We start from the raw sequence: 15,962 nt of genomic DNA on the forward strand, positions 1-15,962 counted from the left end.
CCGGTCGCTATCAGGGGAGACCCTGAACTCGACCCCTATGATGGGCGTCATGCGCATCGGAGCACATGTCCGCGACAGCAGCGACCCTCTGGGCACGGCCGAGACGCTCGGCGTCGACCTGGTCCAGATGTTTCTGACGGATCCGCAGAAGTGGAACAAGCTCACCCCGCACCCCCAAGGTGAGGCTCTGTTGACCGGAGACGTCGATGTGGTGGTGCACTCGTCCTATGTTCTGAACGTGGCGAGCCTGAACAATCGCATCCGAATCCCGTCCCGCAAAGCGGTCGTCGAACAGGCCGCAGCAGCTGCCGAGATCGGTGCGATCGGTTTGGTGGTGCACGGCGGTCACGTCCGAGAGGGCGAGGACACCGCCAAGGGAATCGACAACTGGCGCAAGCTGTTCGAGCGTCAGGCCGAGCAGGGTGGTTTCGGCGTACCGATCTTTGTCGAGAACACTGCCGGCGGAGACTCGGCGATGGCGAGGCGCTTCGACGACATCGCGCGGTTGTGGGACGCCATCGGGGAGTTCGGTGCCGGTTTCTGTCTCGACACCTGTCATGCGTGGGCCGGCGGCGAAGACCTGATCGACGTGGTCGATCGCATCAAGGCGATCACCGGACGAATCGACCTGGTGCATCTGAACAATTCGCGCGACGAGTTCGACTCTGCCCGCGACCGGCACGCGAACCTGGGCACCGGAACGATCGACGCGGACATTCTGACGGCCGTCGCGCTCGCCGCCGATGCACCGGTGATCCTCGAAACCCCGGCCGAGGGAATCGACGACGACGTGAGGCTGCTGAAAAGCCTGTAGCGAATCCGGCTGTTACGAGGGCACTGCCGTCAGCTCGGTGGTCGCTGCGGCCCACAGCCGGACCAGTTCGTCCATTCCCTCGATGCCGGTGGACCAGGTGATTCGGGCCGACACGAGCCCTGATTCCGTCTCGCCGATCGCGATGTCGATGGCGTAGCCGCTGGGCTCGCCATGGCCGGCGTCGGCTTCGGATACATCGTGGCGGAACAGAATCTGCGCTCCCGGGCGGCAGGCCAGCGCGGGGTAGTTCCGGGTCAGCGGGTAGTCGCGGCCACCGTGAGGTGCCGAGTCCAGCCGTCTGCAGACGTCGTCGACGAGGTACGAGGCGCGGGCGGATTCGGTGAGGGCGTCGACCGGAACGGCGGGGAGCCGGACGGGATGGACGAATCCGGTGTCGTCGACGTCGATATCGACCAGGACGCCCGACGACGAGCCTCGGCGGTTGTCTCGCTGCCACGTGGACACCGCAGATCCGAGCGCGGCGAGCAGCCGAGCGTCGAGCCGGAGGGTGTTCGCGGGAACGGGCAGCGTGACCGTGGTGCGCTCACGGAGCGGAGACGGCGTGACCTGCAGCGGACGTTCGGCCGGGGTCAGGACAGCGACCCAGTAGGGAACCTGTTCGGCGACCTCGGTGCAGAAGGTACGTCCGAGCTGAGCTGGGCTGATCGTCTCGCGATGGGCGAGTTTCAGCGGTGCGAACACGGTCACGCCGAGGAACCCCACTTCCGGTGAAGATTGTCCTAGCCTTACCTAATTCCCTCAGGCTAGCTCGAGTCCGGCCGGTGCGCCAGGACGCCCCCGTCGGATCCCGATTCCACCGCCCGGCGCAGTACGGGAACGCCTGGTGAGCTCGGTAGCGTTCCCGTCTCCAGGTCCTCGAGCAGGTCCTCGGACCAGCCGAGCAGACCCGTCACGTCGATCCGGTGCGGGGGCTCGACCTCGTAACCGATCAGGCGGTCGTGTCCTTGGCGGAGCAACGAAGCGGCACCTACGCGGTTTCCTCGCATCAGGTGCGTCAATCCGACGGCCAGTTGCGCGAGGCCCTGCCACAGCTCGCGTTCGTCCGGGACGCAGCTCTTCCACGTGCCCTCGAGTACCTCGTGGGCGTGAAACGGCATACGTGCGTCCAGGAATCGCTGCGCTTCGGTGAGGGCGGCGTCCGGTGGAAGACGGAGATCGTCGGGAACCCGGGGTGTTCCGGTACCGCCGCGGGCCAGCGGGCGGCCGAGGCCGTCGCGCGGCCGGGCGTTGAGGGGCTTGCCCTGCGGGTCGCGCTCGCGTTCGGCCATGGCGGTCACCCTAGTGGGGTGACCGCCATGGCCCACACGATGACGCGAGTGAGGTCATCGACGTGCGGACAGGACGGTCACCGACCCGAGTGCGATCAGCGCCGCCGCCGAGGTGGCGACCATCGTCGTCGAGACGGCGATCGCGTCGTTGCCCAGTGCACCGACGATCGGTGCGACGATCGCCCCGAGCCCGAACTGCGCGGCACCGAGTAGTGCAGCTGCGCCGCCTGCCGCTTCCCCGTGGCGGGACAGCGCCAGCGCGGGCGCGTTGGGCATGACGAACCCGACGGCCCCGAGTACGAACCACAGCGGGACGACGAACCCAGCCATTCCGCCGACCCCGGTGACCGCCAGGACGACCATGACCGCGCCGGCGACGACGCCGAAGGACAGCGCCGACAGGACGATCTGCACCGGTGCGAAGCGTCCCAACAGCAGGACGTTGAGCTGGGATGCACCGATCAGAGAGATCGCACCGGCCGCGAAGACGATGGCGAATTGTTGCTCGTCGAGGCCGAACTCCTCCTGCAGGACGAACGACGAACCGGCGACGTACGCGAAGAGTGCCGACATGGCCAGGGCAGCGACCATGACGAGGACGACGAACTGGGTGTCCCGCAGCAGCGATCGGTAGGTCCGCAGAACCGGCATGACGCCACTGGCCCGACGACGCTCGGGCGGCAGGGACTCGCGCAGCGACACGATTGCCAGCGTCATCAACGCCACGCCCATGATCGCCAACGCTGCGAACACGAGCCGCCAGGAACCGACGAGAAGTACCGCACCGCCGAGCGACGGTGCCAGCACGGGAGCGACGCCCATGACGAGCATCAGGCGAGACAGGACCGTCGCGGCGGCGCGCCCGCTGAACAGGTCTCGAACGATGGCCATGGCGACCACGGCAGCAGCAGCGGCACCGAGACCCTGAATCACACGCAGGCCGCCGAGCACGGCGATGTTGGGAGCAACGATGCAGGCGAGCGACGCCAGAATGTGCACTCCGGTGCCCACGATGAGGGGCAGTCGTCGGCCCATGATGTCCGACAGCGGCCCGATGACCAGCTGGCCGAGCGCGAGGCCGACCAACGTACCCGCGAGCGTGAGCTGCACTGCAGACGACGGGGTGTTCAGATCCTCGGCGATGGCAGGAAGTGCCGGCAGGTACATGTCGATGGTCAGTGGACCGAGGGCGATGAGCGCGCCGAGTACGAGGATCACCCGGAGGCGCTCGCGTGACGTCGGCTCGGTTGTAGGAGCCGACGTGCTGCTCTCGCGCGTGTCGGTCACCTGCGCGCTGGTTACGGATGTGTTCGATGCTGGGGCCACCCGAAGGTCAGCAGCGCAGGAGCTGATTCTGTTCCCGTTGCTGACTACAACTTTCGTGTCCTATGCCACCGCGTCGGACAGTCCGGTGAGTGTATCCACCTCGTGGCTGGTCAGACGCAGTGTCGGCGCGTCGAGCAGAGCCGGTACCTGGGCGAGCGAGCTCGCGCTCGCGATCGGTGCGGTGATGCCCGGTCGAGCGAGCAACCAGGCGAGAGCCACACTCGACAACTCGGCCGAGCGGGAATCGGCGATCTCCTGCAGGCCCTGCACCACAGCCAGGCCTGCCTCGGAGAAATAGCCCGTCGTCAGTCGCTCGCGCTGGGTACCGGCCAGATCCTCCCGGGTGCGGTACTTACCCGTCAGGAAGCCGGCGGCGAGGGAGAAATACGGAAACACCCCGAGGCCGTTGTCGACGGCGATGGCGATGGCTTGCAGTTCACCCTCGTAGTCGCGACGGGCAACGAGGTTGTAGTGCGGTTGCAGTGCGATCGGTGCCGCAAAACCGTTGTCTTTCGCCAGGCCCAGCCACTCGCGGACCCGCGCGGGGGAGTAGTTCGAGATGGCGACGTGCCGAACTTTGCCTGCCCGGACCAGGTCGTCGAACGCGGCCAGGGACTCGACCAACGGCGTCTTGTCGTCGTCGTAGTGGGCGTAGTAGACGTCGATGTGATCGGTCTGCAGCCTGGCCAGGGAGGCGTCGGCTGCGGCCCGAATGTTGCCCGGTGCCAGACCGCGGAACTCGGGATGCTGGCTCACCTTGGTCGCGAGAACGACGTCGTCGCGGTTGCCGCGGGCCGTCATCCATTTGCCGATGATCGTTTCGGATTCGCCGCCGGAGTTGCCGTCGGCGAACGCCGAGTACGAGTCGGCCGTGTCGACGAAATTGCCACCTCCTGCGGTGAACGCGTCCAGGATGTCGAAGGACGTGTCCTCGTCGCTGGTCCAGCCGAAGGTGTTCCCGCCGAGGGCAAGCGGAAAGATGTCCAGATCGGACGTACCGATAGCAACCACGAACTACTCCTTAGGTCGGCGAACAACTCGACTGTACGAGCAGGCCGGGATCAGTGCCAGGTGTGGTCCACCAGCGCGGTCCGTGGCCCGAATTTCGGCTTGGTCGCCTTGCCGCTGAGATACAGGAGCCGAATCGCGCGATGTCGATGTGGTGCCAAGGGCTGCAGATACTCGACCATCTCCGCGTCGTCGATCGGTCTGCCCAACAGCGACCACCCCACCACCGCGGCCAGGTGGTAATCGCCCACCGACAACGCGTCGGGATCCCCCAGGGCGCGCTGAGCGGTCTCGGCCGCGGTCCAGATGCCGACGCCCGGGATCGCGCGCAGCCTGCGTTGCGCATCCTCGCGCGTCATGTTCGACGCCTCCTCCAGGCGTCCGGCTGCGCGCGCGGCACGGACTATGGTCTTCGACCGAGCCGGGTCGACGTTGGCGCGGTGGTAGTCCCAGGACGGGATGCGTCGCCACACGTCGGCCGTGGGAAACACGAACATCGTCTTCGGGGTCGGGCCCGGTGCGGGGTCGCCGAACTTGCTCACCAGGTACCGCCACGAGCCGAACGCCGAAATGCCGTGTACGCGTTGCTCGATGATCGCCGGTATCAGTGCCTCGAGCACCAGACCGGTCCGGCCGAGGCGTAGGTGCGGAAGTTGTCTGTGTGCCTCGCGCAGAATCGGATGCTCGGGCGCGAAGCTCGAGGCGTCGTCGTCCCGGCCGAGCAGAGCCGGGGCAGCGTCGAGCAGTTCGTCGGCACCGGGTCCCCAGGCTCGCACCATGACGCTGCTCGGTGAGGCCTGCACCAATCGGTACGTGACCGGGCCGGAAATCATGCGCGACGTCCGCCACACGGCACCGTCCGGCGTGGACTCGTAGGTGGGGTCGCCGCGGCCCCGACGCAGCGGTGACAGGGACATTCGGATGTCGACGCGCTGCTCGAAGTCGACGAGGCGGGTGACGCCGTGATCGGTAGGGCCGGAGGAGGCGTTCTCGGTCATCGCTCGGGTCACCTCCGTCGCAGTCGTGGTCGGCCGGTTCAGTGTGTCCCTGCCAGGGCCATATTCAACACCCTTGCGCAGACACGGGTGAAAATATATTGGACGAATGCCCACATCACCGGATCGCGACGCAGTGCTGCGTGAGGGCCGCTCGTGTTTGTCCGCTTCGCCGAAGAACCGGCGGATCCTGGTGATCTCGGGTGCACGGGGCATCGGCAAGTCCACGGTTGCCAACACCATCGCGGACGAGGCGACAGCGCTGGGTTTCCGGGTGGTGGATCTGCCGTGCCTCGCGGGGCTGCTCGATGAGGGGCTGTTGGGTGATCTGGTGGCGGCAGACGTAGATGTGAAGCCGACGCTGCTGGTGATCGAGGACCTGCATCTGTTGCCCGCAGGCTCGCGCGACCGACTCGCTCGTGCGGTGAAGACGGCGGTACGTAGCCCGCATGTCCGGTGTATCGCCACGACCGTCGACACCGTCCCGCCGCCGTTGTGGCGGGAATTCGCCTTCCACCGTGTGCGACCGCTGCCCGACGACGCGGTGCGCGATCTGTTGAACGGAACGGAAACGTCAGTGGCGCAACGGCAATCGATCATCGAGCTGTCGCAGGGAAACCCTCTCGTCGCGACCGAACTCGCTCGCGCTGCGCCGATCTGGAGCCGGGATCCATCCGTCGGCGGTGCGATGCTCGACCGCGCCCACCTCACCGATACTCTCGCCGACATCGGCGCGTTCGAGGTCGCCGCGCTCGACGAGAAGTCCAGGCGTCACATTCTCGGCGATGCGGTGCGACACATCGTCTCTCGCGAGCACGGTGGCGACTCCGCGGCCGCCCACCCACATGGCGACACTGTCGCACAACTGTGGATTCTTGCCTCCTCGACCGCCGAGGAGCGCATCGCCGTTCACCTCGAATCGGCTGTGGACAGTCGGCTGACGCCCGACGAGCGTCTGGTGCATCGGGCACTCGCAGCCCGAGCGCCCGATGCGCACCTCGTCACTGCACTCGACGAGCGGGCGCACGACCTGGCGTCGCTGCAGCGCTACCGCCGGGCAGTGGCGTTGCTCTGCCGTGCAGTAGCGCTCGAATCCGATCGTGGACGCGCCCAGGCCCTCGAGGTGCGGGCGGCGTCCATGGCGGCATTCGCCGGCTTCGTCGATCTCGCGGTAGCGATCTTGGACCGGATGCGGTCGGGACATCCCGATGCGGCCCTGTCCGAGACCGTTCCGGCCCGAGCCTTTGCCGCCGTGGCCCGGGGAGGCGACCCCCGTGCTGCGTTCGGCGTCGTCGTGCAGGCTCTCGATCGATTGCCGGATGCGGTCGCCCCGGACGTCGTCGACCAGTTGATCGGTTCGGTTCTGGCGTACAGCGCACTGACGGGTGACAGCGAACTGGTTGCGCAGGCCCTGCAATGGGCGGTCAAATACGAACAGCATCTCGATCCGGTCAACGTGCTCGTCGCGCGGTCTCTCGGCGTCTCGGGTTCGAGAGTGCACGTGCGGGCATTCGACAGCCCGGCGCTGCTGGACGCGGTACGAGCCTCGCTGCGCACCGGAGACCCGTGGAAACCGGTACTGCTGCAGCTGGCGTTGCCCACCTTGCTGTGGGATCCGAACGACAGTTGTCGGCTGTCGGACGTGGTGGGCCCTGTCGCAGCTGGGTTTCCGGCCGCCGAGTCTCTGACCCGGCTGCGGCACCTCGCCGCACTCGCCGCTCGAGGACAGTTCTCTGCGTTCGCCGAGGCCGTCTCCTCGGGACTGCCGGATGGCCTCTTCGGCGAGCAGGAGGGCCTGCTGAAATCCTCGGTGGCAGCTGTCGCTGGTTGCGAGAAGAGCTGTACTGCAGCCGAATCGGTGGCACTGGGCCGCTTCGACGTCGCCTACGAGCGGATGCGCCGCCGCGATCTCTCGGCGGAGCGCTGTTCGATCACTCCGTACGGACCACTCGAAATACTGGACTACGTCGAATCCTGTGTACGGCTGCGGCGGTCGGACGAGGCGCGCACGTATCTCGACCGACTGCGCCGAACCCGGCCCGATTTCTGGGGAGCCCGCCACAGTGCGCTTCTGGCTGCAGCCGAAGCGATGCTGGCGGAGGCCGGAGCCGAGGCGCTCTTCGAGGCGAGTCTGCATGAACTACGCACCGCTGGATGGTGTTTCGATGCGCCGCGGGTTGCGCTGGTCTACGGCGAGTGGCTGCGCCGCCACCACCGGGTGATCGAAAGCCGCGGTCGGCTGAGGTACGCCGCAGATCTGTTCGCAGAACTGGGTGCACGCACGTGGCTGCGCCGAGCCGAGGACGAACTACAGGCTGCAGGAGCCGGCCCGCACCCGCGTGAGGGCGATGCGGGCTCGGGGTTGACCGGGCAGGAACTGCGCATCGCGTCGCTTGCCGCCGCCGGTCTGACCAACAAGGAGATCGGCGAACAGCTGTATCTCTCGGCTCGTACTGTCGGCGGTCATCTGTACCGAGTGTTTCCCAAATTGCAGATCACCACGCGGTCCGCGCTGCGGGACGCACTCCTTCGTTACGAGGGCGGCGGACGGTGAGTGAGCACGTACTCGCCGGCTCTGGTTCGATCTCCTTGTCGACGGCACAGGACGGACGGCCCTTGCAGAACAGGAGATCAGCGTGACCCGATCGGACGAAAAGTCGTCGCCCCGCATGTCGGTGTCGAGTGCGACGGCATTCGTCGGAGTTGCGTTCGCGTTCGTGGTGGCGATGATGGGCACCACCATGCCGACGCCGCTCTATGCGCTCTACGAGGTCGAGTTCCACTTCTCCGTCTTCGTCGTCACCCTCGTGTTCGCGGCGTATGCCGTCGGTGTACTCGCAGCTCTGTTGGCGTTCGGCCGCTGGTCCGACTCGTTGGGACGACGCCCGATGCTGTTGGCGGCCATAGCATTCGGATTGATCAGCGCCGTGGTGTTCGTCACCGCCGGCTCGCTGACGGCCCTGGTGATCGGCCGTGTGTTGTCGGGAATCTCGGCCGGCATCTTCGTCGGTACCGCGACGGTGACGTTGATCGAGTTGGTACCCGACCGATGGCGTGACCGTGCATCCGCGATCGCTACCGCAGCGAACATCGGGGGCCTCGGCCTCGGACCGTTGGTGGCCGGATTGCTCGCGGAGTATCTACCGCAACCATTGCGTCTGACGTTCGTCGTCGACATGGTTCTGCTGGCTGCGGCAGCAGTGGCGGTGTTCCTCGCACCGGAGACGGTGCGCGTGGACGGCGGAGCACGCCCGCACATGCAGCGGCTGTCCGTTCCACCGGAGGTGCGCGGCACCTTCGTGCGCGCCTCGATCGGAGGATTCGCGGGGTTCGCCGTACTTGGCCTGTTCACTGCCGTCTCGCCGGGATTCATCGGCAGTGTGTTGGGAGTCGACAATCACGCCGTCACCGGGGTAGTGGTGTTCACGGTCTTCGCTGCGTCGGCGACAGCCCAGATTGCTTTGCGCGCTGCCGATCCCGCGTCAGCGCAGCGGTGGGGATGCGCGCTGCTGCTGCTCGGTCTGGTGTTCCTGGCCGCGTCGCTGCTGCTGACCTCGTTGGTCATTCTGGTGGTAGCGGCGCTGCTCTGCGGCGTCGGTCAGGGCATGACATTCGCCAACGGCATGTCCACGATCGGTGCCGAGCTTCCTCCGCACCGTCGGGCAGAGGTCACCTCGACCTTCTTCGTCGTGTTGTACATCGCGATCTCGGTACCGGTGATCGGGGCCGGAGCCGTGGCGACCGGATGGGGCCTGGTGACGGCGGGAGTGGTGTTCGCCGTCGTGATTGCGGTGCTCGCGGCGGTGGCGTTCGTGCTGTTGACCATCGATCTGCGCAAGTCTCGGGCTGTCGTGTCCTGAAACGGTCGACAGTGGGCCGGATTCGTACTCGATTCGGGACGGCGGGTAGGAGATGATGGTTGTCGACAGGAGGTCCTGACGATGGCCGAACGCTCGTTGCTTGCGGACTTCCTTCGGGTGCGCCGGGAATCGCTGCAACCCGAGCAGGTGGGTCTGGTGCGCGACGGCAACCGCCGAGTGCGCGGACTGCGGCGAGAAGAGATCGCCCGGCTCGCCGATATCAGCGCCGACTACTACCTGAGGCTCGAGCAGGGGCGCAATCATCAACCCTCCGAGCAGGTTCTGGCTGCGCTGAGTCGGGCTCTGCGTTTGGACGAGGACGAGCGGGCGTACTTCCACCGGGTGGCGCGCGCGCAGTCCGGCCCGGCCGTGGTCGAGGCGCTTCCGCCGCGAGTGACCGAGGCGTCGGCCCGGGTGTTGGAGCAGTGGGTCCACACGCCGGCGTACATCACCGACCGCCATCACGATCTGCTTGCGCTCAACGGTCCGGCTGCGCTGATGACGCCGGGCCTGAAAGTGGGCACCAACCTGATGCTCGATGTGTTCGCGCACGAGCACAGTGCCGCCTCTCCGGAGGACTGGGCCGTCACGGCGCAGCGAATGGTGTCGGCGCTGCGATTCCACGCGGCACCGGGTCACCCGCGACTGACGGAGTTGGTGGGCCGATTGTCGGTGGAGAGCCGCGCTTTTCGCAGGATGTGGGCCAAACACGACGTACGGCCTTTGTCGTCGAGCATCTCCGTCGTCCCGGTGGAGCCGTTCGGTCTGGTCGAATTCCGTTCGCAGACTTTGGAGATCGTCGGCGAGGGTGGGCAGTTCATCACCACCTACTTCGCCGATCCCGGTAGTCGGTCGGCATCGGCGATCCGGCATCTGGTTGCCGGAGTCCCCAGCCGCGACACTCAGTTCGTTGTTCCTCGGTCCGATTCGGACGATCGGACCGCGTCGGCCAGTTGACGTAGAGCTGCCCTCGACTGTGCTGTTCGGGGCCGCAGCACCATCAGGACGTGGTCCTCGGCGGCAGGCATCAACAGGTAGTCGAGCATCAACGGACCGACGACGGCATGTTCGATCGTCACGGTTCCGGTTTTTCTCGCGCTGGTCTCACCGGCCCACTTCTGCGCGAATGCCGAACTACGGGTGGATAGTTCGCCGACGATGCGGCGAAAGGAGTCGTCTGGCTCGTGCCGATCCAACGACTCACGAAGCATGGCGACCACCTGATCCGCCGACGATTCCCACCCAGTAGGCGGGTCGGCGGCGGGATCGTCTCGATCGCTGCAGAGCGAACCGGCGTCGACGAATGTGAACACGGCCAGATTGACCCCCTCGGCGAAGCTCGGCGACACCGCACGAGCGAGCATCGTGGACGATTCGACGGTCAGATGCCGATCCAGCAGTACCGCAGGCGAATACGCCCAGGACTCGAGCGCCTCCACGTTGTGCATGATTCGACCATAGATCCAGGCGGTTGCCGGTCCGGTAACCCTGCCAGGGCCACCTTCGACCGGCGGTGTTCGATCCTCCCGAGGTGAACGAAAGCGTTGGGGCCGACTATCACTGGGCTGGATCGGTCGTGCGGAACTTTCTCTGGTAATCCGACGGTGTCACCCCGAACTTGGTGACGAACGCACGCCGAAAAGCAGCGGGCGTGCCGAATCCTGCGTCGGCAGCGGCCCGGGCCACGGAATAGCCGGACTCGAGTGCGGCTACCGCGATATCGAGACGCATCGCGGTCACGTAATCGAGAGGCGTCGTGCCCAGTTCCTCGCGCACGATGCGATTGAGATGTCGCACACTGACATTGGCGTGTGCCGCGAGAGCGCTCAGGTTCGCGGGTCGTGTCGGGTCGGCATGGATGTAGTCGGTGATAGCGCGAGAGACCTGGGTCCGCGGCGGCGGACCTTTCAGCGACACCGAATACTGCGACTGGCCGCCGGAGCGCTGCATGTACACCAGCAGTAGTTGCGCGACCGTTCTGGCTATCGGGGCACCGTGATCACTTTCGACCAACGCCAACGCCAGATCGATTCCGGCAGCGACCCCGGCCGAGGTGTAGATGTCGCCGTCGCGAACGAAGATCGAATCCGGTTGGACACGCGTGTCGGGAAAGCCTTCCGCCAGAGCCGACGTGAACTTCCAGTGAGTGGTCGCACTCCGGCCGTCGAGCAGACCGGATCCCGCCAGCGCGAACGCCCCACTGCAGATAGACGCCACCCGCCGCGCTCGGGGCGCGAGCAGCGCCACCGCGTCGAGCAACGCCGGGTCCTCGAAGACGGCCGGAGCCGATTCGCTACCGGGAACGATGAGGGTGTCGAAGTCGCCGCTGTCGGCGACGGCGGCGTTCACCGACACCGTCATTCCCATCGAGGTCACCACGTCACCGCCGTCGATCGAGAGGAAGACGATGTCGTAGCCGTCGACTCGCTGGTTCGCTTCGAGGAAGACCTCGGCCGGGCCGACGAAGTCGAGCATCTTGACCTGGTCGAAGAGCAGAATGCCGATGCGCCGACGCTGGGTCGGACCACGCCGAGACGGGTCGTCGTTCACCCGAGTGGTCGAACGCGTCACGATGCTCGGATTCCGGCCTTCATGCCCACGGCACCCGCTTCACCGCGGGTCTTGACCTCGAGCTTCCTCAGGATGCTTGCGACGTGGAACTTCACCGTGCTCTCGCCGATGTTGAGGCTCGCGGCAATGTCCTTGTTGCGCTTGCCGTATGCGAGGTAGCCGAGAACTTCTCTCTCGCGACGGTTGAGGGCGGCGAGAAGTTGTTCGTCGGCTCGTGCGGGAGGCGGGTCGAGAGGAATCGCGATGCTCACGCGTGATCCCCACCCGGCGGTGGATTCGAACGAGATCGATCCCCGGAGGGTGTGCACGCGTCCGGAGAGCTGTTGGGTCAGAGTCTCGGTGTCGCAGGCGTGCAGGCCGTCGTTGCGGACTTCGAGCAGCAGGTTGGTTCCGTCGCAATCCCACGCGATACGTACCCGTCGAACATCCGGCTGAGCCACGTAGGCGAGTACGACGGTCCGAACCACGGCTCGCGCCGCGCGTGCGATCTCGCCGGGGACCGGTCTTCCGTCGACTGGGGGAGCGACGTATTCGACGTCGATCGAGGACTGGTCCAACACAGTGGCGAGCTCCCCCTGCAGCCTGGCGAAGGCGGTGGTCACTGCTTCCTGCCCCAGCTCACGGTTGGCTTCTTCGATGGAGCGAAGCTCGATCAGTGCCGCCGACGCGGTATCGCTGGCGGTTGCGCGTGCTCGCGCGTCATCGAGGTCCTTCGAGCGCAGCGTGGACAGCACGGACGTGAGGGTATCGACGTGGGCGTCGACCATCTCCGAGATCACCCGAGCACGCTCGCTCGAGGCCGCCAGGGATTCGGCGAGATACGCAGGACTCGCCTGGACCACCTGATGGCGTATGGAGGTGGCTACGATTCCGAAGGCAACGCCGACGTCGGAGTCCGGATCGAACTGCGGCGCAGCCGATTTGGGCACCATGACCAGCAGGGTGTCGGTCGTGTCGTCGAGTTGCGTCGCGAGACGTCGCTGTGCACCGGCCAGGCGCCCCGGGCCGTCCAGAGCTCGGCGCCCACTCTGCTGCACCGACTGCTTGAGGTCGTCGAGCTCCTTGATCGTCACGCGGCTCGTCATCGACTCGTCGCCACTGACTTTTCTCGGACGGCCGGTGCATTCCCTGGTGAAAATGATCATCGCCGAGTGCGGATACCGCTGCGACGACCACCACGAAAAACGAGCAGCTATCTCGACCAGCGGACCGGTCAGGACCTCCCGAAGCGCGGCGAGCGAGTCGGTCGGTTCGGACCTGGCGGGGGTCGACGGGGCAGAGCTGCTCACGTGCGCATCCTAGTACTCGGAGCGGCGTCGTGTGATGTCCGTTCGGCCAGTGATTGCTAGCCGTTGTGCGTGGTTCTTTTCTCGCGGTAGGACGACAACCTGGACATCGGATTCATCGACGAAGGGAACACCGTTGAGGACGACCACCGAAACCCTCGCGTCGACTCTCGGCTGCCCGGAAACGAAGCGCATGATCGACTTCGCGACCCGGTGGATGCCCTACGGCGGCGGGCCGGCCGAGGACATTCTGGTCGGGTTCGGAATCAGCCCGACCGAATACTTCACCAGGCTCGCCGCAGTGCTTCGCGAACCCGACACAGAATCGACCCTCGACCGCGACACGATGTCCGCGTTGCTCGAGGTGTGCCGCCGCAGGCTCTGGCTCGGCGAGTGAATCGTCCTCCGTACATCACCTGACCTCAGGAGTGCTTGTGTCACAAACCGTTCATGCCGTCGTCGCCAAGGCGAAGGGTGAGCCCGTCTCGATCGAGACGATCACCATTCCCGATCCCGGCCCGAACGATGTCGTGGTCACCATCGCCTCGTGCGGGGTGTGTCATACCGATCTGCATTACCGCGAGGGCGGTATCAACGACGAGTTCCCGTTCCTGCTCGGCCACGAAGCCGCGGGCACCGTCGAAACCATCGGCGATGCTGTCACTCATGTCGAGGTCGGCGACTTCGTGGTGTTGAACTGGCGGGCGGTGTGCGGGGAATGCCGAGCCTGCAAGAAAGGCACCCCCTGGTACTGCTTCGACACCCACAATGCATCGCAGAAGATGACCCTCGCCGACGGCACCGAACTGTCTCCTGCGTTGGGGATCGGGGCGTTCGCCGACAAGACTCTCGTCCACGAAGGCCAGTGCACCAAAGTCGACCCGGACTCCGATCCGGCGGTCGTCGGGTTGCTCGGGTGTGGGGTGATGGCCGGGCTGGGTGCGGCGATGAACACCGGGAACGTTTCCCGCGGTGATTCGGTGGCGGTGATCGGGTGCGGCGGTGTCGGTGATGCTGCGATCGCCGGGGCCCGCCTGGCGGGGGCGTCGACGATCATCGCCGTCGACCGCGACAAGAAAAAACTCGACTGGGCCCTCGAACTCGGTGCCACGCACACTGTCGATGCCTCGCAGGTCGATGCCGTCGAGGCCATCCAAGAGCTCACGGGCGGGTTCGGGGCGGATGTGGTCATCGATGCCGTCGGTCGCCCGGAAACGTGGAAGCAGGCGTTCTACGCCCGCGATCTCGCCGGGACCGTCGTCCTCGTCGGGGTGCCGACCCCGGAGATGACATTGGAGATGCCACTCATCGATTTCTTTTCCCGGGGTGGGTCGTTGAAGTCGTCGTGGTACGGCGATTGCCTGCCGGAGCGGGATTTTCCGATGTTGGTCGATCTGTACGAGCAGGGTCGGTTGCCGCTCGAGAAGTTCGTGACCGAACGGATCGGTCTCGGTGATATCGAGGCGGCGTTCGAGAAGATGCATCAGGGCACGGTGCTGCGTTCGGTGGTGGTCCTGTGAGCGGGCAGTTGCGGGTCGAGAAGGTCGTCACGTCGGGGACGTTCGCGCTCGATGGTGGCGAGTGGGAGGTCGACAACAACATCTGGTTGGTCGGTGACGACGACGAGGTGGTGATCGTCGATGCTGCGCATACGGCCGGTCCGATCGTCGATGCGGTCGCCGGTCGGCAGGTGCGGGCGATTGTCTGTACGCATGGTCACAACGATCATGTGACGGTTGCGCCGCAGTTGTCGGGGGAGTTGGATGCGCCGATTCTGTTGCATCCGGCCGACGATGTGTTGTGGGAGCAGACGCATCCGGGCATCGGTCATTCGGTGCTCGAGGACGGTCAGCGGATCACCGTCGCGGGGACGGAGATCGTGGCGTTGCATACTCCCGGTCATTCGCCGGGGTCGAGTTGTCTGTATCTGCCCGAGGCGGGTCAGTTGTTCTCGGGGGACACGTTGTTCTCCGGTGGGCCCGGGGCGACGGGTCGGTCGTATTCGGATTTCCCGACGATCATCGGCTCGATCCGGGATCGGTTGTTCGCGTTGCCCGCCGAGACCCGGGTCAACACCGGGCACGGAGACGGAACGAGTATCGGGGACGAGTCCCCGCACCTCGAAGAATGGATCGCCCGCGGGAACTGAGGTTCGATGTTTCGCAGCACAGTGTCAGCGATGCCCAGCTTGGGAGAAGTCTCTCCCGGCTGCCGGGGCGAGTCAGCCGGGGTTTGTCGGTGGCCCGAAGTAGGGTCCTGTCCGTGATCATCGTGAGTACGGACGGCTCTTGTCTGCGTAACCCCGGCGGAGCAATCGGGTGGGCGTGGGTCAATCACACGGGTCCGAGCAACTCCGGCGGCGAGCCCTCGGGCACCAACCAGGTAGCCGAGCTCCGCGCCTTGCTCGAGGCAGTGTTGGCCCACCCCGGCCCGGAGCCGTTGCTGATCGAATCGGACTCTCAGTACGCCATCAAGTGCGCGTCGGAGTGGCTGGCAGGCTGGAAGCGCAAGGGGTGGAAGACTGCGGGCGGCACCCCCGTGCGCAACCTCGATCTGGTGCAGAGCATCGAGCGAGCCATCACCGAACGCGAGGGGCCGGTGCGATTCCGGTGGGTTCGCGGCCACGTCGGCAATCACTTCAACGAAGCAGCCGACGCGCTGGCGGGCGAAGCCGCCCGTGCCATCGCGGCCGCCGGAGCGAACGCGGTGCCTGCACCGACCGAGGCTCGCAGCGGACCCGTTGCACAGAAGGAATCCGTTCCCGCTGCGCCGCGCCCGTCCGAACCGGAGATCGCCACCCTGTTCTGACGGCC

Annotated in this window: 16 protein-coding genes; 8 read left to right on the plus strand and 8 right to left on the minus strand. The window is 66.1% G+C overall.

Annotation, left to right across the window (positions count from 1 at the left end):
• The first annotated feature begins 49 nt into the window (after positions 1–49).
• Complete coding sequence (locus CH266_RS22775) at positions 50–814, plus strand: deoxyribonuclease IV (RefSeq protein ID WP_027495204.1); 765 nt, start codon at positions 50–52, stop codon at positions 812–814.
• Between the two features lie 12 nt (positions 815–826).
• Here CH266_RS22775 and CH266_RS22780 read toward each other — a convergent pair whose 3' ends face one another.
• The 5 genes from CH266_RS22780 to CH266_RS22800 all read right to left on the minus strand — a co-directional run bounded on the left by CH266_RS22780 (position 827) and on the right by CH266_RS22800 (position 5,435).
• Positions 827–1,522, minus strand: coding sequence for a hypothetical protein (locus CH266_RS22780; RefSeq protein ID WP_141214566.1), 696 nt, complete (start codon positions 1,520–1,522; stop codon positions 827–829).
• A gap of 56 nt (positions 1,523–1,578) precedes the next feature.
• Positions 1,579–2,103, minus strand: a complete 525-nt coding sequence (locus tag CH266_RS22785; RefSeq protein ID WP_052068798.1) for a DUF309 domain-containing protein — start codon at positions 2,101–2,103, stop codon at positions 1,579–1,581.
• A gap of 54 nt (positions 2,104–2,157) precedes the next feature.
• On the minus strand, positions 2,158–3,390 hold the full coding sequence (locus CH266_RS22790; protein WP_032369952.1) for a multidrug effflux MFS transporter: 1,233 nt from the start codon (positions 3,388–3,390) through the stop codon (positions 2,158–2,160).
• A gap of 99 nt (positions 3,391–3,489) precedes the next feature.
• The gene (locus CH266_RS22795) at positions 3,490–4,440 is read right to left on the minus strand and encodes an aldo/keto reductase (protein WP_032369951.1); all 951 of its coding nucleotides are present in this window, start codon (positions 4,438–4,440) and stop codon (positions 3,490–3,492) included.
• A 50-nt stretch (positions 4,441–4,490) separates the two neighbouring features.
• A complete protein-coding gene (locus CH266_RS22800; protein WP_032369950.1) occupies positions 4,491–5,435 on the minus strand; it encodes a DNA-3-methyladenine glycosylase family protein in 945 nt (314 codons plus the stop codon).
• Positions 5,436–5,541: 106 nt separating this feature from the next.
• On the opposite strand from CH266_RS22800, the gene CH266_RS22805 reads away from it, so the two are divergent.
• The 3 genes from CH266_RS22805 to CH266_RS22815 all read left to right on the plus strand — a co-directional run bounded on the left by CH266_RS22805 (position 5,542) and on the right by CH266_RS22815 (position 10,249).
• Positions 5,542–7,986: a helix-turn-helix transcriptional regulator gene (locus CH266_RS22805; RefSeq protein ID WP_080729179.1), complete on the plus strand. Its 2,445-nt coding sequence runs from the start codon at positions 5,542–5,544 to the stop codon at positions 7,984–7,986.
• A gap of 115 nt (positions 7,987–8,101) precedes the next feature.
• Complete coding sequence (locus CH266_RS22810) at positions 8,102–9,292, plus strand: MFS transporter (protein WP_032369948.1); 1,191 nt, start codon at positions 8,102–8,104, stop codon at positions 9,290–9,292.
• An 81-nt stretch (positions 9,293–9,373) separates the two neighbouring features.
• Positions 9,374–10,249: a helix-turn-helix transcriptional regulator gene (locus CH266_RS22815; RefSeq protein ID WP_052053602.1), complete on the plus strand. Its 876-nt coding sequence runs from the start codon at positions 9,374–9,376 to the stop codon at positions 10,247–10,249.
• On the opposite strand, the gene CH266_RS22820 is transcribed toward CH266_RS22815, so the two are convergent.
• The 3 genes from CH266_RS22820 to CH266_RS22830 form a co-directional block, all read right to left on the minus strand.
• Positions 10,195–10,740, minus strand: a complete 546-nt coding sequence (locus tag CH266_RS22820) for an MmyB family transcriptional regulator (protein WP_032369947.1) — start codon at positions 10,738–10,740, stop codon at positions 10,195–10,197. The two genes, CH266_RS22815 and CH266_RS22820, sit on opposite strands and share 55 nt — an antisense overlap.
• A 109-nt stretch (positions 10,741–10,849) precedes the next feature.
• Entirely contained in the window at positions 10,850–11,863 is a 1,014-nt protein-coding gene (locus CH266_RS22825; RefSeq protein ID WP_255032479.1) for a GlxA family transcriptional regulator, read from the minus strand.
• On the minus strand, positions 11,860–13,152 hold the full coding sequence (locus tag CH266_RS22830; protein WP_255032478.1) for a helix-turn-helix transcriptional regulator: 1,293 nt from the start codon (positions 13,150–13,152) through the stop codon (positions 11,860–11,862). The genes CH266_RS22825 and CH266_RS22830 overlap by 4 nt, the downstream gene beginning before the upstream one ends.
• A 133-nt stretch (positions 13,153–13,285) precedes the next feature.
• Between CH266_RS22830 and CH266_RS22835 the strand changes: the two genes are divergently transcribed.
• The 4 genes from CH266_RS22835 (at position 13,286) to CH266_RS22850 (ending at position 15,957) form a co-directional block, all read left to right on the plus strand.
• On the plus strand, positions 13,286–13,546 hold the full coding sequence (locus CH266_RS22835; RefSeq protein WP_230074136.1) for a DUF3263 domain-containing protein: 261 nt from the start codon (positions 13,286–13,288) through the stop codon (positions 13,544–13,546).
• Positions 13,547–13,583: 37 nt separating this feature from the next.
• Positions 13,584–14,669, plus strand: a complete 1,086-nt coding sequence (locus CH266_RS22840) for an S-(hydroxymethyl)mycothiol dehydrogenase (RefSeq protein WP_094716238.1) — start codon at positions 13,584–13,586, stop codon at positions 14,667–14,669.
• Entirely contained in the window at positions 14,666–15,298 is a 633-nt protein-coding gene (locus CH266_RS22845) for an MBL fold metallo-hydrolase (protein WP_032382322.1), read from the plus strand. Before CH266_RS22840 ends, CH266_RS22845 begins: the two co-directional genes overlap by 4 nt.
• 113 nt (positions 15,299–15,411) lie before the next feature.
• Positions 15,412–15,957, plus strand: coding sequence for a ribonuclease H family protein (locus CH266_RS22850; RefSeq protein WP_032367901.1), 546 nt, complete (start codon positions 15,412–15,414; stop codon positions 15,955–15,957).
• The last annotated feature ends 5 nt before the right edge of the window (positions 15,958–15,962 follow it).

This window comes from Rhodococcus sp. 06-1474-1B (assembly GCF_002258885.1).
Lineage (GTDB): Bacteria > Actinomycetota > Actinomycetes > Mycobacteriales > Mycobacteriaceae > Rhodococcoides > Rhodococcoides fascians.